20 protein-coding genes and 2 riboswitches are annotated in these 16,881 nt (G+C 66.8%); of the genes, 8 read left to right on the top strand and 12 right to left on the bottom strand.

The features are described from left to right. The first annotated feature begins 119 nt into the window (after positions 1-119). The gene (locus ACH0BU_RS13590; protein ID WP_500264171.1) at positions 120-227 is read left to right on the top strand and encodes a DUF4113 domain-containing protein; all 108 of its coding nucleotides are present in this window, start codon (positions 120-122) and stop codon (positions 225-227) included. On the opposite strand, the gene ACH0BU_RS13585 is transcribed toward ACH0BU_RS13590, so the two are convergent. The 9 genes from ACH0BU_RS13585 to ispH all read right to left on the bottom strand — a co-directional run bounded on the left by ACH0BU_RS13585 (position 224) and on the right by ispH (position 6,922). Continuing rightward, entirely contained in the window at positions 224-1,180 is a 957-nt protein-coding gene (locus ACH0BU_RS13585; protein WP_500264169.1) for a pPIWI-associating nuclease domain-containing protein, read from the bottom strand. The two genes, ACH0BU_RS13590 and ACH0BU_RS13585, sit on opposite strands and share 4 nt — an antisense overlap. A 328-nt stretch (positions 1,181-1,508) precedes the next feature. Further along, positions 1,509-1,949: a hypothetical protein gene (locus tag ACH0BU_RS13580; protein WP_296221300.1), complete on the bottom strand. Its 441-nt coding sequence runs from the start codon at positions 1,947-1,949 to the stop codon at positions 1,509-1,511. Positions 1,950-2,005: 56 nt separating this feature from the next. Continuing rightward, the gene (locus ACH0BU_RS13575; protein ID WP_296221302.1) at positions 2,006-2,839 is read right to left on the bottom strand and encodes a hypothetical protein; all 834 of its coding nucleotides are present in this window, start codon (positions 2,837-2,839) and stop codon (positions 2,006-2,008) included. Beyond that, positions 2,836-3,513, bottom strand: a complete 678-nt coding sequence (locus ACH0BU_RS13570; RefSeq protein ID WP_296221304.1) for a hypothetical protein — start codon at positions 3,511-3,513, stop codon at positions 2,836-2,838. The genes ACH0BU_RS13575 and ACH0BU_RS13570 overlap by 4 nt, the downstream gene beginning before the upstream one ends. A gap of 10 nt (positions 3,514-3,523) precedes the next feature. Continuing rightward, positions 3,524-3,736, bottom strand: coding sequence for a hypothetical protein (locus ACH0BU_RS13565; protein ID WP_296221306.1), 213 nt, complete (start codon positions 3,734-3,736; stop codon positions 3,524-3,526). Further along, positions 3,736-4,251 carry a hypothetical protein gene (locus tag ACH0BU_RS13560; protein WP_296221307.1) on the bottom strand — a complete coding sequence of 172 codons (516 nt, stop codon included), beginning with the start codon at positions 4,249-4,251 and terminating at the stop codon, positions 3,736-3,738. Before ACH0BU_RS13560 ends, ACH0BU_RS13565 begins: the two co-directional genes overlap by 1 nt. Positions 4,252-4,476: 225 nt before the next feature. After that, on the bottom strand, positions 4,477-4,938 hold the full coding sequence (gene rnhA, locus ACH0BU_RS13555; RefSeq protein ID WP_500264168.1) for a ribonuclease HI: 462 nt from the start codon (positions 4,936-4,938) through the stop codon (positions 4,477-4,479). After that, positions 4,935-5,894: a homoserine kinase gene (gene thrB / locus ACH0BU_RS13550; RefSeq protein WP_136451527.1), complete on the bottom strand. Its 960-nt coding sequence runs from the start codon at positions 5,892-5,894 to the stop codon at positions 4,935-4,937. The genes rnhA and thrB overlap by 4 nt, the downstream gene beginning before the upstream one ends. Positions 5,895-5,971: 77 nt before the next feature. Further along, entirely contained in the window at positions 5,972-6,922 is a 951-nt protein-coding gene (gene ispH / locus ACH0BU_RS13545) for a 4-hydroxy-3-methylbut-2-enyl diphosphate reductase (protein WP_145119330.1), read from the bottom strand. A 159-nt stretch (positions 6,923-7,081) separates the two neighbouring features. Here ispH and ACH0BU_RS13540 point away from each other — a divergent pair, with 159 nt between their 5' ends. The 6 genes from ACH0BU_RS13540 to ACH0BU_RS13515 all read left to right on the top strand — a co-directional run bounded on the left by ACH0BU_RS13540 (position 7,082) and on the right by ACH0BU_RS13515 (position 12,929). After that, positions 7,082-7,690, top strand: coding sequence for a hypothetical protein (locus ACH0BU_RS13540; protein WP_500264170.1), 609 nt, complete (start codon positions 7,082-7,084; stop codon positions 7,688-7,690). Between the two features lie 95 nt (positions 7,691-7,785). Continuing rightward, positions 7,786-7,887, top strand: a riboswitch (glycine riboswitch). Next, positions 7,888-7,991, top strand: a riboswitch (glycine riboswitch). A 53-nt stretch (positions 7,992-8,044) separates the two neighbouring features. Further along, positions 8,045-9,190: a glycine cleavage system aminomethyltransferase GcvT gene (gene gcvT, locus ACH0BU_RS13535; RefSeq protein ID WP_296221317.1), complete on the top strand. Its 1,146-nt coding sequence runs from the start codon at positions 8,045-8,047 to the stop codon at positions 9,188-9,190. Then, positions 9,191-9,562, top strand: a complete 372-nt coding sequence (gene gcvH, locus ACH0BU_RS13530; protein WP_125945748.1) for a glycine cleavage system protein GcvH — start codon at positions 9,191-9,193, stop codon at positions 9,560-9,562. It abuts the gene before it with no gap. A gap of 122 nt (positions 9,563-9,684) precedes the next feature. Further along, positions 9,685-11,043 carry an aminomethyl-transferring glycine dehydrogenase subunit GcvPA gene (gene gcvPA, locus ACH0BU_RS13525; protein ID WP_314470311.1) on the top strand — a complete coding sequence of 453 codons (1,359 nt, stop codon included), beginning with the start codon at positions 9,685-9,687 and terminating at the stop codon, positions 11,041-11,043. Next, a complete protein-coding gene (gene gcvPB / locus ACH0BU_RS13520) occupies positions 11,040-12,617 on the top strand; it encodes an aminomethyl-transferring glycine dehydrogenase subunit GcvPB (protein WP_046410907.1) in 1,578 nt (525 codons plus the stop codon). Before gcvPA ends, gcvPB begins: the two co-directional genes overlap by 4 nt. Next, positions 12,618-12,929, top strand: coding sequence for a hypothetical protein (locus ACH0BU_RS13515; protein ID WP_296221866.1), 312 nt, complete (start codon positions 12,618-12,620; stop codon positions 12,927-12,929). Between the two features lie 27 nt (positions 12,930-12,956). Here the strand turns inward: ACH0BU_RS13515 and ACH0BU_RS13510 are convergent, their stop codons facing one another. Genes ACH0BU_RS13510 through ACH0BU_RS13500 form a run of 3 tightly spaced genes read right to left on the bottom strand, consistent with a single transcriptional unit; the run spans position 12,957 to position 15,926 of the window. Further along, positions 12,957-13,211, bottom strand: coding sequence for a hypothetical protein (locus tag ACH0BU_RS13510; protein ID WP_296221868.1), 255 nt, complete (start codon positions 13,209-13,211; stop codon positions 12,957-12,959). A 20-nt stretch (positions 13,212-13,231) separates the two neighbouring features. Beyond that, the gene (locus tag ACH0BU_RS13505; protein WP_296221870.1) at positions 13,232-14,980 is read right to left on the bottom strand and encodes a DUF885 domain-containing protein; all 1,749 of its coding nucleotides are present in this window, start codon (positions 14,978-14,980) and stop codon (positions 13,232-13,234) included. Positions 14,981-15,020: 40 nt separating this feature from the next. After that, positions 15,021-15,926: a DMT family transporter gene (locus ACH0BU_RS13500; RefSeq protein ID WP_500264167.1), complete on the bottom strand. Its 906-nt coding sequence runs from the start codon at positions 15,924-15,926 to the stop codon at positions 15,021-15,023. A 287-nt stretch (positions 15,927-16,213) separates the two neighbouring features. Here ACH0BU_RS13500 and cas5c point away from each other — a divergent pair, with 287 nt between their 5' ends. Beyond that, a complete protein-coding gene (gene cas5c, locus ACH0BU_RS13495) occupies positions 16,214-16,849 on the top strand; it encodes a type I-C CRISPR-associated protein Cas5c (protein ID WP_500264166.1) in 636 nt (211 codons plus the stop codon). Positions 16,850-16,881 lie beyond the last annotated feature (32 nt).

Here is a 16,881-nt window from a genome sequence, read left to right as displayed (position 1 = left end):
CATACCCGTAACGCTGCTCGACGAAGGGGGTCCCTTTTGGACGCCGATAGGGGGTCCTTTTTGGACGCCGATTGACAGCGCTGGACGAGGTCAACAGCAAGTTCGGGCGATTCACTGCGGTGCCGGCCGCTCAGGGGTTCAGGCGGGAATGGAAGATGCGGGCGGAAAGCCGCTCCCCTGCCTGGACGACGCGGATAGACGAAGTGCCCGTCGTCAACGCGCTCTAGAAACCGGGGTCGAAGTCCGGATCAACGTCCCCGACCAGCTTGTCGTTCCCTGGCTCGTCGTCCTCGTCTTCGTCGTCGCCATACCACGCTGACGTATCGATCGCGCTTGTGATCTCCGCTCCCGAAAGGTCGTGCGGGTGCTCAACGGGAACCTGGAAGCGCACCTCGTATGGAAATTCCTCATTCATCTCGGCGCCTTCGCCGCGACGCCGGTCACCGCCCGAACCGTAGAGCAGAGTAACGCCGACCCAGCCGATCACTTCGTACTCGATCAGCCGAGCATCAATCTTGACGATTCTCCGCTCGTCGACGCCGACCCAGTCGACGGTATGATGCGTCGCCATGATGTCCAGCTCTTCCACAGTGCGCGTGACGAATTGCTCGATCGCTTGGGAGTCCAGAGCGTCGGCGATCTCGTCCACGATCTCGCGACGGCATTCCCTCGTCGTCTCGTGCAATGCGGTGAGCGCATCCAAGGTGGCACGGACGACGGAGTCCTGCTCGGCGACTTCGTGCACGATGGTCTTCTCACGACCATGGACGTGCTTGTTCAGCTTGCGGTACGCTGCCGTCACCTCCTGCAGGAGCTCTTCCGTATCGTAGTTTGTGAGCTCCAGGACCTCCGCGGGCGTGAGGCCACCATGAAGGCCATAAGCGAGCCGCTGCCTACGCGTCGGTCCCTCGGCATCTTCCTCGGGCTGGAACCACCTGCTGGCTTCCACCTGGTCCCGAGGAGCCAGCGCGTCCATCAGATGATCGAGGTAGATGCGGATCGCTATTGCGAAAAGATTGAGGCGAATGGGGTTGTCCTGCCGCTCAAGAACCATCGCGGCCCCCGACATGGCATCTCGGGTGAAGGTCGTCGGCGCCATGTCGACCATGGCATAGGCTCTTTCGTGAACGGCGACCGCCGGTACTTCCACTTCTACGACTCGTTCCATCTCGCCGACCATCGTGCTCTTGTTTCCCTGTCTATGTTATGCCGGAGACCAGGTATGTGCCCGGGCGAACGGCGCTGATGCAGACGGCCTGCCGGGAGCCACGGATTGAGGCCGATCCGTTGCCCGCCCCATCAGTCATGCGGCGGACCAGAGCCTGAACGCTCGATAGGCGGTCTGCAGGGATTAGCCGAGCAGCGAGACGAGCGTCGATGCCCTCACCAAGGAGGAATTACCAACATTTATGAGCCCGGCCCAGCGCATGCCTTCCATGTCTTTCTCCATCAGCGGGCGGTCTGTCCGGCCTTGCTTGCATATAGATCGACCGGCCCCGCGCCACATGTCATCTCACGGGCTCTGACGGCATCTGCAGCCGCATGCCGATGCCCATGTCAGGGTCGGATGCATTGAGGCAGTCGAGCGAGCGAACCTGGATACGCTCGTCGTCGAACAGCGGGTCCGCGAGGATCGCGGCGGCCGGCACGTCCCGGAGCGCCAGGACGGTGGCGGGAAGCTGGACGTGCCACAGGTGAAGCACGCCGGCGGGATGATGAAACCAAGCGCTTCCGATCCGTACGGCGCATCGCAGGCCGTCAAGCCACAGGTGCGCCTCGATCGAGACGCGACCGTCTGTCGATCGGATCGCCTGGTCCTGCCAGACGGAACCCTCGATCAGGCGCCCGGCGAAGGAGGCGGGCGTGAGATGGAGCTCCTTCAGCACGCGGACGAGGAGCAGCGGCAGTTCAAGGCTGCCGGAGTCGACGATGGCTCGACGGGCGGCCACGGCAACTTCGCGCCGGGCCGCCGAGGTGGAGCTGGAGGCAGGAACCGCCACCGCTGTCAGGCCGGACCGGGCAGCGCGATCACCTCGGGGCGGACGGCGTCCTTCCGGTCGAGATCGGCGGCGAGCAGGGCGAGGAGATGCTGGGTGAGCGCCGCGCCTCCACTGCGCCAGGTGAGAGCGGTCCACTCGTCCCAGCGGTCGATCCGATCGACGAGCCAGCGGTAGAGGGCATCGCGGCTGGACTCGTCGGCGAGGCCGACGCTCCATACCGTGCGGACGAGCGGCATGAGCCCCTCGTCGTCACGGCGGTGGAGCGCGATGACCGGCACGCGGCCGATCTTCCCGCGCACGAACGCCGCGGACAGGCGCTCCTTCGCCGCCCTTTCGAAGGCGGCTAGCCGTTCCTCGTCGACCGTGTCGCCCGCGGGCGGCGCTTCGGCCGACAGCCTGATCGACTCTGCGCCGATCGGAACGCCGTGCACCTTGGGCGAGCGGGTAGCCAGAAGCATGGCCAGCACCGCCGCACCTTCCTTCGTTGTGTAGCTATCGAAGGCATCGTCCTGCAGGCCGTCGCCGATCAGACCCAGCGACTGAAGCCAGTTGAGGTAGAGGCGGTGGAGGCGGAGGCTTCCCTCGAAGAGATCGAGGGTATCTTCCACCCTGAGACGCTGAGGGCGCTCCTTGGCGGCCAGCACGGCCAGCATAAGCTCGAGCTGCTCCTCCCGGACGATGTGGTTGCCTCCGGCCATGTTCAGCCGTCCGTACCAGAACGCTTCCCGGACCGAGGGCCAGCGGCGCCCGTCCGTGTCCACGTACGAAACCGAGCCGGGCAGCGCCTCCACGCGCAGCCAGTGCCCCCAGGGCAGGGGCGTTCTGTTCCCGGAGCTCATCGCCGCGCCCTCGCCTTGTAGGGATCGAGACCGATCGGCGGCGGCGACGGCGAGGTGCGCGGTGGCTTGTCCTTGCCGTCGGCGATGGCCGCGAGCTGTGCCGCGAGATCGGTGACCTGTCCGAAGACGTACGCCTCGTCGCGATAGACGGGCCTGACGCCGTGCACGAGTGTCGTGTCGCCGGCGTTGCCGTCCGTCCGGTCGGGCACCAGGTCGGTGATGTGGTTGCACTCGAACCCCACCCACCAGATGTGCCCTTCGCTCCCTGGCGAGGTGCCGCGCGGGACATGACAGACCGCGGTCTCCTCCGGCCCGCTCTGGTCGCACGCGGCGGCGTACGAGATGCCACCATGCACCTCGATGTCGAGGCTGGCGGGGATCGCCTGCCATTCCACGCCGAAGAGCGGATGATCCGGCCCGACACCGACATAGCCGGCAAGATGACCGCCGTTCCGTTCACGCCGAATGATGCAGCCGAGGCCGGTCGCGGGATCAGTCCACGCGATCTTGTCGGGCTCGCGCGACCACCTGCCGGGTCCCGGCCTGTGCACCGAGGGCACGTGGTAGACGGCATCGACCGAGATGACGGCCGAACCGATGCGGAGCTCGCCGCCGTGCTGCGCCTGGACGGCGGGAAGGTTGCTCCTGACGGAGCGCTTGCTAGGCTTCGCCATGCCGCCCCCCTCAGAACCGGACCAGCGCGATGACCGCGCCCAGCCCGACGATGACGAGATCCACAGCCAGGATGAAAATCATGGCGACGAGCACCGGCCAGTCCGCGACCGATCGGCCGACACGCGGCATGGCGAGCACCTCACGGCAGGCCTGCGTGGCGATGCCGACACCGGCGAGGCCGACCATCGCCGTGCCGATGCCGAAGACGTTGAGCGGGTCCATCACAGCTCTCCCGCCAGCAGGGGCGCCTGGTGGCCGCGAGCCGACTGGAACCAGTCCACCTGTGACAGCGTCGTCTGGTTGAGCAGCGAGCCGCGATCGGCGAGCCAGGTCGATGCCACCCAGATGCGAGTATCCGGATCGAGCGAGACATACGGTTCGGCCAGCGCCTTCAGCAGCAGGATGGTGCCCAGCGGATCGATCTGGCGTGCGGAGAGGGCCGCGCAGCTGCCGCCGATCTCATAGCAGAGCCCCAGCGACATGGAGTCGAGGGAGAAGAAGTGGGAGGCGAGGTCGTTCCAGGCAGGAGCGAGCTCGTCGTCGGGGAGCGCGGTCAGCTCGGAGATGAGCGCCGGCGGCGCGAGGCGGCTGACCGAGACGATCGAGACGACCGCCGTCTCCACCACGCGGGCGTCCGCGAGAAAGCTCGTGCAGGACAGGGTGCGCCACCAGGAGAGGGGACCGGTGCCCCTGTCGCCGAGGGCGGCGAGTTGGTCTTCGAGTGCGATGTTCCTCATCGTTATTACTCCGTCCGGGCGCCAGATTGGAGGCGCCGCAATTCTGGATGGATCAGGTATCCAGAAACGGCAGAACGAAGCGGGAACGCGAGCGACTCACGTCAGCTCGGGGGAATTTCGACGCGCTGGATAAGCACCGCCAACTTATGGGGTGATCAGAAAATTCCGTTACGAAACCTATAGTTGAGGCCCGATCCGGAGACCGGGCCTCATGTCATCGACAACTTATGGGGTGCGCGACAGCTTGCCGGCCTCGACCGCCGCATCGCTGGCCAGCCGGTCCGCGCGTTCATTCTCCGGGTGCCCGGCGTGGCCCTTCACCCATTGCCACTCGACCTTGTGGCGGCCCGCCGCCTCCAGCAGCGCCTGCCACAATTCCGCATTCTTCACCGGCTTCTTGTCCGCCGTCTTCCAGCCGTTCCGCTTCCACCCGTGGATCCACTTCGTCAGCCCATCCATGACGTAGCGGCTGTCGGTATAGACGGTGACATGGCACGGCCGGGTGAAGGCGTTCAGCGCCTCGATCGCCGCGGTCAGCTCCATGCGGTTGTTGGTCGTCAGCGCCTCGCCGCCAGACAATTCCTTTTCATGCTGGCCCATGCGCAGCACCGCGCCCCAGCCGCCCGGACCGGGATTGCCCTTGCACGCACCGTCGGTGAACGCCTCGACCTTGGTGATCTCACTCATGCGACGCGCGTCACCAGCGAAGGGTCGTAATGTTGCAAGCGACGGACATAGGCGAGGGGGTCCTTGCGCACGACCAGGGCGTCGGGCGGGGTGTTGAGCCAGTCCCAGGCGCGGGACAAAGCGAAGCGGATGCACGATCCGCTGGCGAGCGTCGTGAACTGCGCGCGCTCCACCGACGACAGCGGAAAATGCCGCTCATAGCCGGCGATCAGCGCGTCGCCGACCTGCGCGTCAAAGCCGCGGCCCTGCGCGTCGAACGACCAGGCCGTATGCATCACCGCCAGGTCATAGACGCGGATGTCGGTGCACGCGAAATAGAAGTCGATCAGCCCGGTGACCTTGTCGCCCAGCATCAGCACATTGTCCGGGAACAGGTCCGCGTGGATCGCGCTCTGGTCCAGCTCGCCCGCGAACCAGCGCGCCTCGACGTGGTCCAGCGCGAAGGCGAGATCGTCGTACAATCCCGGCGCGATATCATCGAGGCTGCGGCCGCACCGCTCGAACAGCGGACGCCAGCTCTCCACGCCCATCGAATTGACGCGCGTCAGCGGAAAATCCGCAACGGCGCGGTGCATCGCGCCCATCGCGTCGCCGGCGGCCAGCGCCTGCGCCGGCGTGGGGTGCGACAGCGACACGCCCGGGAGGAACTTGATCAGGCAGGCGGGGCGCCCTTCCAGCTCCTTGATCTCGCGCCCGTCGCGGTCCTTGATCGCGGGCGGCACCGGCAGCCCCTTGGCATCGAGATGGTCGAGCAGCGCCATGAAGAACGGCAGGTCGTCCGCCGCCACCCGCTTCTCGTACAGCGTCAGGATGAAACGGCCCTTCGCGGTATCGACAAGGTAGTTCGAGTTCTCGACACCCTCGGCGATGCCCTTGGCCGACACCAGTTCCCCGACATCGTACTGGAGGAGGAACGTCGCAAGCGCCTCCGCCGACACGTGAGTATAGACCGCCACACACACCCCGCTTTTCGCCCCGGCGGATCGACAGGGCGTCCTTCCCGGCCGTGGCTACGGCCGTCCGTCCGATAATGCTACGCTGCCTGTTCCAGCGACCGCGGCAGCTTGAAGGCGATCGTCTCGCGGGTGGTTTCCTCTTCCCGCTCGGTCACGGCATAGCGGGTCGACAGCAGGTCGACCAACTCGCGCACCAGCAGCTCGGGGGCGGATGCGCCTGCGGTCAGCCCCAGGGTGCCGACGCCTTCGAGGAACGACCAGTCGAGGTCCGCGGCGCGCTGCACCAGCATCGCGCGGATGCCCTCGCGCTCGGCCACCTCGACCAGCCGCAGCGAGTTGGACGAATTGGGCGCGCCGATCACCAGCATGGCATCGCACTGGCTGGCGATCGCCTTTACCGCCGCCTGGCGGTTCGACGTGGCATAGCAAATGTCCTCGCCGCGCGGCGCCTGCATGCTGGGGAAGCGTTGCTGAAGGATGCGCACCACCTCGGCCGTGTCGTCGACCGACAGCGTCGTCTGCGTCAGGAAGGCAAGGTTCTCGGGATCGGCCGGCTGCAGCGCCTGCGCATCCGCCGCATCCTCGATCAGCGTCATCGCGCCCTCGGGCACCTGGCCGAACGTCCCGATCACTTCGGGATGCCCGGCGTGGCCGATGAACAGGATGTGGCGCCCGGCGGCGACCAGCCGCTCGGCCTGGCGGTGCACCTTGGATACCAGCGGGCAGGTGGCGTCGAGATATTCCAGCCCGCGCGCCTCCGCATTGGCCGGCACGGACTTGGGCACGCCATGCGCGGAAAAGACCACCGGGGCGTCGTCGGGCACCTCGTCCAGTTCCTCGACGAACACCGCGCCCTTGGCCTTCAGCGTGTCGACGACGAACTTGTTGTGGACGATCTCGTGGCGGACATAGACGGGCGCGCCATGTTTCTCGATCGCCAGTTCGACGATGCGGATCGCGCGATCCACGCCGGCGCAGAAGCCGCGCGGGGCGGCGATCAGCAGTTCGAGCGATGGCTTGTCGGTCATCCCTGCCGCTTACGCGATTGCCTGCCCGCACGGAAGGCGGTTATGAGCGCGCGGGCACTTCGTACCCGATTGCATGAGGTTTCTCCGCACGTGTCCTTTCGCACCCACGCTCGCCGCCCCGCCGTTCGGTTCGCCGGCGTTGCCCCGCTCGCCCTGCTCCTGCTTGCGGGCGGCTGTGCCAAGAGCGGCGACATCTCGCTCGACGGCGGCATCGGGATCACGGCGGTTCGCTCGGCCTGTCCGGTCGTGGGCGTGCCGGTCGGCACGGGGGACATCACGCTGTTCGATCCGGCGACCAGCCGCGATGCCAGCGCGATTGACGTGATGGCGGTGCTCACCAACGTGCGCGGCACGTGCGACGATACCGGGGCGGAGGTGGTCAGCAACGTGACCTTCGACGTGCGCGCCCGCCGCACGCGCACCGACGGCCCGCGCGACGTGACGCTGCCCTATTTCATCTCCATCGTGCGCGGCGGGACTCAGGTCGTGGCGAAGCGCGTGGGCGCGGTCTCGGTCCATTTCGAGCCGGGTCAGGCACTGGCGAGCACGTCAGGCCAGGCGAGCGCAAACGTGAACCGCGCCGCCGCGACCTTGCCCGATTCGGTGCGTGAGCAACTGACGCGGAAGCGCAAGGCCGGCGATCAGGATGCCGCGATCGACCCGCTGGCGACTCCGGAGGTGCGTCAGGCCGTGCTCGCTGCCAGCTTCGAGGCGCTGGTCGGCTTCCAGCTCACCCAGGACCAGCTGCGCTACAACGCCCAGCGCTAAGCCCTGCCGGCGCGCAGGCCGCGCCAGCACTGATGGGCGATTGACTCGCCCCGCGCGCGCCGCCACAGGCGCAATTGTCGATGCCGGGCAACCGGCGTGGGCGCGCGGGAGAGCGCGGATGGCCTTTCAGGCATGATCCGCCGCCGAAGGAGCAACCACCCCGGAATCTCTCAGGCAGCAGGGACCGCGCATACCCATCGACGCTCTGGAAAGCGGCCCCGCCAAACGGCGCGGCCCACCGAAGGTGTAAGCACGGGTCATCCGTGCGAAAGCTCTCAGGTTCCGTGACAGAGGGGGTCCGGTTCGTTTCGCCACCACGGCGGGACGATCGCCCTTGAAGACGGACGATCCGCGATGAGCGATCACGACGACGAAGACGTAATCATCGAAACCATGACGCTACCGCTGGACGGCTGGCATCGTGCCCATGGCGGCCGGATGGTCGAATTCGCGGGCTATTGGATGCCGGTGCAATTCGAAGGCATCATGGCCGAACATCTGTGGACGCGCGAAAGCGCCGGCCTGTTCGATGTCAGCCACATGGGGCAGATCACCTTTCGCGGCGAGGGGCTGGTGCCCGCGCTCGAGGCGATGATGCCCGCCGACATCGCCGGCCTGGCGCTCAATCGCGCACGCTATTCGCTGCTGCTCGACGAGAATGGCGGCATCCTCGACGATCTGATGCTGACGCGCCTGCCTGCCGACGAGGATGGCGAGCGTATCTACATGGTCGTCAATGGCGCGACCAAGTACGACGACATCGCGCACATGCTCGATCATTTGCCCGACGACATCACGCTGAACCTGATGGAGGACCATGCGCTGCTGGCGCTTCAGGGCCCCAAGGCAGTGGACGCGCTGGTGAGGCTGGTTCCCGGCGTCGATGCGCTGGTATTCATGCAGGCCGCGCCCTTCACCTGGCAGGGGCATGAGCTCTGGGTCAGCCGCTCGGGCTATACCGGCGAGGACGGCTTCGAGATTTCGATCCCGGCGGAGGCGGCCGAGGCGTTCGCCGATGCGCTGCTGGAGCAGCCCGAGGTGAAGCCGATCGGCCTTGGCGCCCGCGATTCGCTGCGGCTCGAGGCAGGCCTCCCGCTCTACGGCCATGACCTCTCGCCCGAGACGACGCCGGTCATGGCGGACCTCGGCTTCGCCTTGTTCAAGCGCCGCCGCCAGGAAGGCGGCTTCCCCGGTGCCGGGCGCATCCTGGCGGAGCGTGAGAACGGCCCCGTCACCAAGCGGGTCGGCCTGCTGGTCGAGGGACGCCAGCCGGTGCGCGAGGGCGCGACCGTGGTCGATGCGGACGGCAACACCGTCGGCAACGTCACCTCCGGCGGCTTCGCGCCGACGGTCGGGGCACCGATCGCCATGGCGTACGTTCCGCTCGCGATGGCGACGCCCGACACCCGCATCCAGCTTTCGCAGCGTGGCAAGGTCCACGCCGCCACCGTCACTCCCATTCCATTCGTCCCCCACCGCTACGTCCGAGGAGCGAAGTAAATGAGCCGTTATTTCACCGAGGATCATGAGTGGATCGACGTCGACGGTGATGTCGGCACGGTTGGCATCTCCGATTACGCGCAGGGCCAGCTCGGCGACATCGTGTTCGTCGACGTGCCGGAAGCCGGCAAGTCGCTCGCCAAGGGTGACGAGGCCGCCGTGGTCGAAAGCGTGAAGGCCGCCAGCGACGTCTATTCGCCGGTCTCGGGCTCCGTGATCGAGGGCAATGCCGCGCTCACCGACGAGCCGGGCCTGGTGAACACCGATCCCGAGGGTGAGGGCTGGTTCTTCAAGCTGACCCTGTCGGACGCGTCGCAGCTCGACGGCCTGATGGACGAGACTGCCTACGAGGCGTTCGTCGCCAAGCTCTGATCCAATCTAGCCCCTCCCGCTTCAGGGGAGGGGTTGGGGTGGGGCCTCTCCGCACGCGCTTGGCGCGGTGAGACTCCGATCCAGCAGCCTCTTCCTCACGAGGGAGGGGAGGAGTGTATCGAATGCGCTACCTACCGCTTACCGACCACGACCGCCGCGAGATGCTCGCTGTCATCGGCGCCGGCTCGATCGATGACCTGTTCGTCGACGTGCCCGAGTCCGCCCGCCTGACCGGCCCGATCGCGAACCTCCCCGCGCACGCCAGCGAACTGGCGGTCGAACGCCACATGACGAAGCTCGCGCGGCAGAATCTATCCGCAGGCGAGGCGCCGTTCTTCCTCGGCTGCGGCGCGTACCGCCACCATGTCCCCGCCAGCGTCGATCACCTGATCCAGCGCGGCGAGTTCCTGACCGCCTATACGCCCTATCAGCCGGAAATCGCGCAGGGCACGTTGCAGATGCTGTTCGAGTTCCAGACGCAGGTCGCGCGCCTGCTGGGGACCGATGTGGCCAACGCGTCGATGTACGACGGCTCCACCGCCTGCTGGGAAGCGATCGGCATGGCGCGCCGCATCACCAAGCGCGCCAAGGCGATCCTGTCGGGCGGCCTCCACCCGCATTACGTCTCCGTCGCGAAGACGATGGCCAAGTACACCGGCGACTCGCTCGAAACCTCGCTCCCTGCGCTGACCGCCGAGACGGACGTCGACTCGCTGATCGCCAGCATCGACGACGACACCAGCTGCGTCGTCGTCCAATATCCCGACATCCTCGGCCGCATCACCGATCTCCGGCCGCTGGCCGACGCCTGCCACGCCAAGAAGGCGCTGCTGATCGCCGTCGTCACCGAGCCGGTGGCGCTGGGTGCGATCAAGTCGCCGGGTGAGATGGACGCCGATATCGTCGTCGGCGAGGGCCAGTCGATCGGCGTCGGCCTCCAGTTCGGCGGACCGTACGTCGGCCTGTTCGGCTGCAAGGACAAATATGTCCGCCAGATGCCCGGCCGACTGTGCGGCGAGACGGTGGACGCCGACGGCCGCCGCGGCTTCGTGCTGACGCTTTCCACGCGTGAGCAGCACATTCGCCGCGAGAAGGCGACCAGCAATATCTGCACCAATTCCGGCCTCTGCGCGCTGGCCTTCTCGATCCACATGACGCTGCTGGGTGAGGCTGGCCTTCGACGGCTGGCCGGGATCAACCACGCCCAGGCCTGCCGCGCCGCCGATCGCCTCGCCAAGGTGCCGGGCGTGCGGCTCGTCAACGACAGCTTCTTCAACGAATTCACGCTCGATCTCGGCCAGGAGGCGCGCCCGCTGGTGCGCACGCTCGCCGATCGCGGCGTGCTCGCCGGCGTATCGCTCGGCCGGCTCTATCCGGGCGAAGGCGCATTGGAGAATGGCCTGGTCGTGGCGGCGACCGAAACCGTGACCGACGAGGATATCGAGGCGCTGGCGACCGCGCTTCAGGAGGTGCTGGCATGACCATCAACCAGAGCGGCTGGAAGCCCACGTCCCCCCAGGCAAATGAAGGCGGCGCCCCCGCCACCTTCACCGGCAACAAGGCGCTGATGCTCGAAGAGGCGCTGATCTTCGAGATCGGCGATGATCAGACCACCGGCGTCGACTTCGCTGGCGGCGACGTTTCCACCGCGCGCCTCGGCAATCTCGCGCGCACCGCGCCGATCGGCCTGCCGGGCCTCAGCGAGCCGGAGACGGTGCGCCATTATACGCGCCTCAGCCGGCAGAATTACGCCATCGACCTCGGCCTCTTCCCGCTCGGCTCGTGCACGATGAAGCACAACCCGCGCCTCAATGAGAAGATGGCGCGCCTGCCGGGCTTTGCGGACGTCCACCCGCTCCAGCCGGTCGATACGGTGCAGGGCGCGCTCGGCGTCATCAACGAACTGGCGGTGTGGCTGATCGAGCTGACCGGCATGCACGGCGTCGCGATGAGCCCCAAGGCCGGCGCGCATGGCGAGCTGTGCGGCATCCTGTGCATCAAGGCGGCGCTGGAGAAGCGTGGCGAGGGCCATCGCAAGGTCGTGCTGGTCCCCGAAAGCGCCCACGGCACCAACCCCGCGACGGCCGCCTTCGCCGGCTTCAGCGTGGAGGACATCCCCGCAACGCCGGAAGGCCGCGTCGATACCGAGGCGCTGAAGGCGCGGCTCGGCCCGGATGTCGCGGCGGTGATGATCACCAACCCCAACACTTGCGGCCTGTTCGAGCGTGATCTGAAGGCGATCTCCGATGCGGTCCATGCCGCCGGCGCCTACGTCTATTGCGACGGCGCGAACTTCAACGCGATCGTCGGCCGCGTGCGTCCGGGCGACCTTGGCGTCGATGCGATGCACATCAACCTGCACAAGACCTTCTCCACCCCGCATGGCGGCGGCGGCCCCGGCTCCGGCCCGACCGTATTGTCGGAGGCGCTGGCGCCGTTCGGCCCGCTGCCCTTCACCGCGCGGATGAAGGACGGCCATATCGCGCTGATCGAGGAAGAGACGGCGGGCGACGATCACCCCGACACGTTCGGCCGCATGACCGCCTTCCACGGCCAGATGGGCATGTTCACCCGCGCGCTGACCTATATCCTCAGCCACGGCGCCGACGGCCTGCGTCAGGTCGCCGAGGATGCGGTGCTCAACGCCAATTACGTCCTGCGCAGCCTCGAGGACACGCTCGACGCGCCGTTCGCCTTCTCCGGCCCGTGCATGCACGAGGCGATCTTCTCGGACGAAGGCTTCCCCGAAGGCTTCTCGACGATCGACGTCGCCAAGGCGCTGATTGACGAGGGCTTCCACCCGATGACCATGTATTTTCCGCTGGTCGTCCATGGCGCGATGCTGGTCGAGCCGACCGAGACCGAATCCAAGGCCGCGCTCGATCAGTTCATCGGCGCGCTGCGCTCGGTGGCGCAGCGTGCGAAGGCCGGTGACCAGAGCCTCAAGACCGCGCCGCATTTCGCGCCGCGCAGCCGCCTCGACGAGACGCTGGCCGCGCGCAAGCCGAAGCTGGTGTGGAAGGCGCCGGTCGTCAGCAGCGAGGCGGCCGAGTAAATGGCGGGCAGGGCGGTGCTGGCGGGCACCGCCGGCCTTGTCGGCGGCGCAGCGTTGGGGCTGCTCGCCGCGCTGCTCTTCGTCCATTTGTGGCACAATGTGCTGCGCCTGCCGCCGCTTAACGATGATCCCAAGCCCGGCATCGCAATGCTTGGCGGCGTGGTGCCGATCTCGATGGCGCTGGGTGCGCTGCTTGGCACCATCGGGATGGTGCGCCGCGTGCGGCGTGGGCAGTCCTTGCGGCCGTGGCTGATCCTGTTCGGCGTCGCGCTTGCCGTCACGCTCGCCGGCCTCATCGCGATCGTCTCCTGATCAGCACGCCGGCCGATCGGACAACCGTCAGTCGCTGTTCCGCTTCGGCCTGAGCGAAGCCGCCAGCACGATCCCCGCGCCGATCTGCGCCAGCCCGTACAGCCGCCGCCGTCCGGGATGGCCGCCGAACGGGCGGACCAGGGCGTCCACCGCGTCGACCTCCGATCGCCACAGCGCGACATGCCGCTTGGGCTGCAGTAGCCCGAGCAGGCCGTCGCCGATCATGAACACCGCGGCCATTTCGGCCGACCGTTTTAGGCCCAGCGCCAGATTGTCATCCATGCCGGGCTAAACGCTCGGCGTCAGGCGGCGGGTTCCTTGGGGTAGGGCGATGGTCCCCCTTCCGCGATGAAGCGGTCGACGCGCGCCTCCAGCACCGGGATCGGCACGCTGCCAAGGCTCAGCACCAGATCGTGGAAGTTGCGGATGTCGAACCGGTCGCCCAGCGCCTTCTCCGCCTTGGCGCGCGATCGCTGCACCGCCAGCTGGCCCAGGTAATAGCTCAGCGCCTGTCCCGGCCAGCCGATGTAGCGATCGACCTCGGTCGTGATCTCATGCTCGCTCAGCGCGGTATTCTCGCGGAAATATTGCAGCGCCTGGTCGCGGGTCCAGCCCTTGGCGTGGATACCCGTATCGATCACCAGCCGCGCCGCGCGCCACGCCTGATACGACAGCATCCCGAACCGCTCATAGGGCGTGCGATAGAAACCCATCTCGTCGCCCAGCCGCTCGGTGTACAGCGCCCATCCTTCACCGAAGGCGGAGATATAGCTGTTGCGTCGGAACGGCTTCAGCGTGGTGTTCTCGATCGACAGCGGCATCTGGAACGCATGGCCGGGCGCACTTTCATGCAGCGTCAGCGCGGGCAGCTGGAACAGCGGCCGTGACGGCAGGTCATAGGTGTTGACCAGATACGTTCCCGGTCCACCACGCCCGGCGGTGTAGAAGGGCGCGATATCGGGCGGCACCTCGATGATCGCGAACCGCTGCCGCGGCAGCCGGCCGAACCACTTGCCCGCCATCGCGTCGAAGCGCTTGGCGTGCCACGCCGCCTCCTTCATCAGCTCGTCGGCGGTCTTGGGGTAGAATTGCGGGTCGGTGCGCAGGAACTTCAGGAACGCGGGCAGGTCGCCGTCGAACTTGGCGTCCTTCTTCACCTGCTCCATCTCGGCGCGGATCTTGGCGATCTCGGCCAGGCCCAGCGCGTGGATCGCGTCGGGCGTCATGTCCAGCGTGGTGAAGGCGCGGATCCGGCTGCGGTAATAGGCCTGGCCATTGTCATAGCGCGTCGCCGCCAGCTCGTCGGTCATGCCCGGGAAATATTCGCCGCGCAGGAACGTCAGCAGCGTCTTGTGCGCCGGCACGATCTCCCCGGCGATGATCGCGCGCGCCTCGGCCTGCAACGCCGCGCGGCGATCGGCCGGGATGGAGGCGGGCAGCTTGGCGAACGGCTGGTAATAGACCACCGTCGTCGGGTCGGTCGCCGTCGCGATCGTCTCCACCGCCTTGTCGCGGCCCTGCATGATGACGGCGGGCGGGGTGAAGCCGCGCTTCAGGCCCAGCCGCATATTGTCGGTCTGCTGGCCCAGGTAGCGCGGCACGGTGCGCAGCCAGCTCAGATAGCGGCGGTAGTCCTTCTCGCCCCCGGCGAAGCTGCCGCGCGCGGTATAGTGCAGGTCGCTCCAGAACGCGCTGTCGCCGTTCAGCGGCTTCTCCCACTCGCGGAACTGCTCCTCGTCGATCAGCGCGGCGATCTGCGCGCGATAGACCTGCCAGTCGATCAGCGTGTCGGGCGACAGCCGCTTGGTATCGACCGCGTCGAGCTTCGCCAGCGTCCCCTTCCAATAAGCGAGCCGCCTGGCGTGCGCCTCGGCGGACACGTCGGGCAGGCGGTCATCCACCACGCCCGGGCCAGCATCCGCCAGTCCCTCGCCTTGCCGCCACGTCCATTCCGCGCGCCAGATGGCGTCAAAGGCGGCATCCGCGGCGGTGGCGGCAGGGGCAGGGGCGACGGCGGCGGCGACAAGCGCCAGCGAGGTGACGAAGGGCATGTCAGGCTAGGTGTCCGATCATCACCATCCCCGCAAGCCGTCACTCCATCGAAATCGCGCCCTTCGTCTCCTTCTGCCGCCGCACATGCTCGCGCCACACGATGTAAAGGCCCGATGCGATGATGATCGGCGCGCCCAGCCACGTGCTCGGCACCGGCAGCATCCCGAACACCAGCCAGCCGAACAGCGTCGCCCACAGCAGCGCGGTATAATCCATCGGCACCACCAGGCTGACGTCACCCAGTTGCAGCGACCGAGTCATCGCGATCTGCGCCACCCCGCCCAGCAGGCCGATCGCAAGCAGCAGCACCCACACCAGCGGCGGATGCGCCTTCACCGACACGGCGTACACCACCGACAGCGGCACCAGCGACAGCGTGGAAAACCAGAACACGGTGGTCAGCCCCGCCTCCGAATTGCCCAGCGTCCGCAGCAGGATGGAGATGCACGCGGTGCCGAACGCCGCGCCAAGCCCGGTCGCGATGCCCAGCGGCGGGATATGTCCGTCCCCCGGCTGAGTCACGATCAGCACCCCGACGAACCCCGCCAGCACCGCCGCCCAGCGACGCCACCCGGTCGCTTCGTGCAGCAACAATGCGCCCAGCACGGTCGCGAAGATCGGCATCGAGAACCCCAGCGTCGTCGCCTCCGCCAAGGGAAGCAGCAGCAACGTCCAGAAGGTCAGCGTCATCGCCGTCAGCCCGATTACGCAGCGAAGCACATGCGCCCCGAACCGCTGCGTCTTGAGCGAGGCAAATCCCGGCCCCGTCCCGACGATCGACACCACCAGCAACGCCGCGCCGAATTGCCGCCAGAACAGGATCTCGCCCAGCCCCGCACCCTCAGCCTCCGCCACCTTGATCACCGCGTTCATCGTCGCAAACAGCGCGACGGACGTAAGGCGCAGGCCGATGGCGCGTGCGGGGGACTCGGTGACAGCGGGCATTGTCCCCGCGCATATGCGACGATGCTCTCGGGGAGAAATGCTATTGCGGGCAGCAAGTGCAGCTTTTTGATTTTGTGGACTTGCGGCCCGCAACTCGCGACTTTGTCGCGCTCCTCAACGTTTGCTCCGGGCCGGATGCGATACAGATTGAATATGGTGAGCGGGCGTAAGCAGACACCGTTACAACGATCTTGTTCAAGGTCATCGCGTTCTTCCTGATCAAAGCCATGCGGCTGATCAGAAGTGTCCGTCAGCAGGCTGCTCCACCACAATCGGAATAATCCGGAATGGGCCAAGAACCTGTTCAGGGCAGAAAGATGCGAACACACAAAGAACGTATGGAGAATTCCGCGATACAGGTCGTGCTTTCGGGTGAAAGTGCATGCTTTCCCCGGCCAGAGTTCTATCGGGATGAAATAAGCTACGACGTCTTGACGCCCTCGGCAGCGCGTGGGGTGCTCGATCGCGTGCATTGGCGCCCTGCAATACGGTGGATGATCGACTCGATCAGCGTGCTTCGGCCCGTCCGCTTTTCGGAGCAGGCACTTGATCTGGATTGCGGCGCCCGGGCGCGCTCTATTTCTCTGCGTGACGTGGCCTACCGGATCGACGCACACTTCGTGATGACGTCCCGCGCTGGCGCCTTGGATGAACCCGAACGTCACCGGGGCATGTTCAGGCAACAAATCCGCAAGGGCGCATCAGTCTACCTCGGCAGTGCGCAACATCCCGGTCAGATACGATTGCTGGAGGACGCTGTTGGCCTGGCAGAATGCGCCCCCATCAACGAAACGAGAGACCTAGGTTGGATGGTTCACGAGGCGGATTACCAGGACCGAGGGCGCTTACGCTTCTTTCGCGCCCAGATGGTGTGCGGCGTTATCAAGATCCCGCTTCCCGGAGATGCGCGTCTCTTCAGTTAGGGGAAAGCGGAGGCCGCACTGCCATCTGGCAC

Origin of the sequence: Sphingomonas olei (genome assembly GCF_045369765.1) — a bacterium.
Taxonomy (GTDB): Bacteria; Pseudomonadota; Alphaproteobacteria; order Sphingomonadales; family Sphingomonadaceae; genus Sphingomonas; species Sphingomonas panaciterrae.
The sequence above is the reverse complement of the archived record's forward strand: the minus strand, read 5'-3'. Positions and strand labels throughout refer to the sequence as shown.

Excerpts from the sequence above, each read along its gene's own strand:
- ACH0BU_RS13565 (WP_296221306.1), bottom strand. The coding sequence starts at position 3,736 with ATGGACCCGCTCAACGTCTTCGGCATCGGCACGGCGATGGTCGGCCTC.
- ACH0BU_RS13500 (WP_500264167.1), bottom strand. The coding sequence starts at position 15,926 with ATGCCCGCTGTCACCGAGTCCCCCGCACGCGCCATCGGCCTGCGCCTT.
- gcvH (WP_125945748.1), top strand. The coding sequence starts at position 9,191 with ATGAGCCGTTATTTCACCGAGGATCATGAGTGGATCGACGTCGACGGT.
- ACH0BU_RS13575 (WP_296221302.1), bottom strand. The coding sequence starts at position 2,839 with ATGAGCTCCGGGAACAGAACGCCCCTGCCCTGGGGGCACTGGCTGCGC.
- ACH0BU_RS13560 (WP_296221307.1), bottom strand. The coding sequence starts at position 4,251 with ATGAGGAACATCGCACTCGAAGACCAACTCGCCGCCCTCGGCGACAGG.
- gcvPB (WP_046410907.1), top strand. The coding sequence starts at position 11,040 with ATGACCATCAACCAGAGCGGCTGGAAGCCCACGTCCCCCCAGGCAAAT.
- ispH (WP_145119330.1), bottom strand. The coding sequence starts at position 6,922 with ATGACCGACAAGCCATCGCTCGAACTGCTGATCGCCGCCCCGCGCGGC.
- ACH0BU_RS13585 (WP_500264169.1), bottom strand. The coding sequence starts at position 1,180 with ATGGTCGGCGAGATGGAACGAGTCGTAGAAGTGGAAGTACCGGCGGTC.
- cas5c (WP_500264166.1), top strand. The coding sequence starts at position 16,214 with ATGGGCCAAGAACCTGTTCAGGGCAGAAAGATGCGAACACACAAAGAA.
- rnhA (WP_500264168.1), bottom strand. The coding sequence starts at position 4,938 with ATGAGTGAGATCACCAAGGTCGAGGCGTTCACCGACGGTGCGTGCAAG.
- ACH0BU_RS13510 (WP_296221868.1), bottom strand. The coding sequence starts at position 13,211 with ATGGATGACAATCTGGCGCTGGGCCTAAAACGGTCGGCCGAAATGGCC.
- gcvT (WP_296221317.1), top strand. The coding sequence starts at position 8,045 with ATGAGCGATCACGACGACGAAGACGTAATCATCGAAACCATGACGCTA.
- ACH0BU_RS13570 (WP_296221304.1), bottom strand. The coding sequence starts at position 3,513 with ATGGCGAAGCCTAGCAAGCGCTCCGTCAGGAGCAACCTTCCCGCCGTC.
- ACH0BU_RS13515 (WP_296221866.1), top strand. The coding sequence starts at position 12,618 with ATGGCGGGCAGGGCGGTGCTGGCGGGCACCGCCGGCCTTGTCGGCGGC.
- gcvPA (WP_314470311.1), top strand. The coding sequence starts at position 9,685 with ATGCGCTACCTACCGCTTACCGACCACGACCGCCGCGAGATGCTCGCT.
- ACH0BU_RS13505 (WP_296221870.1), bottom strand. The coding sequence starts at position 14,980 with ATGCCCTTCGTCACCTCGCTGGCGCTTGTCGCCGCCGCCGTCGCCCCT.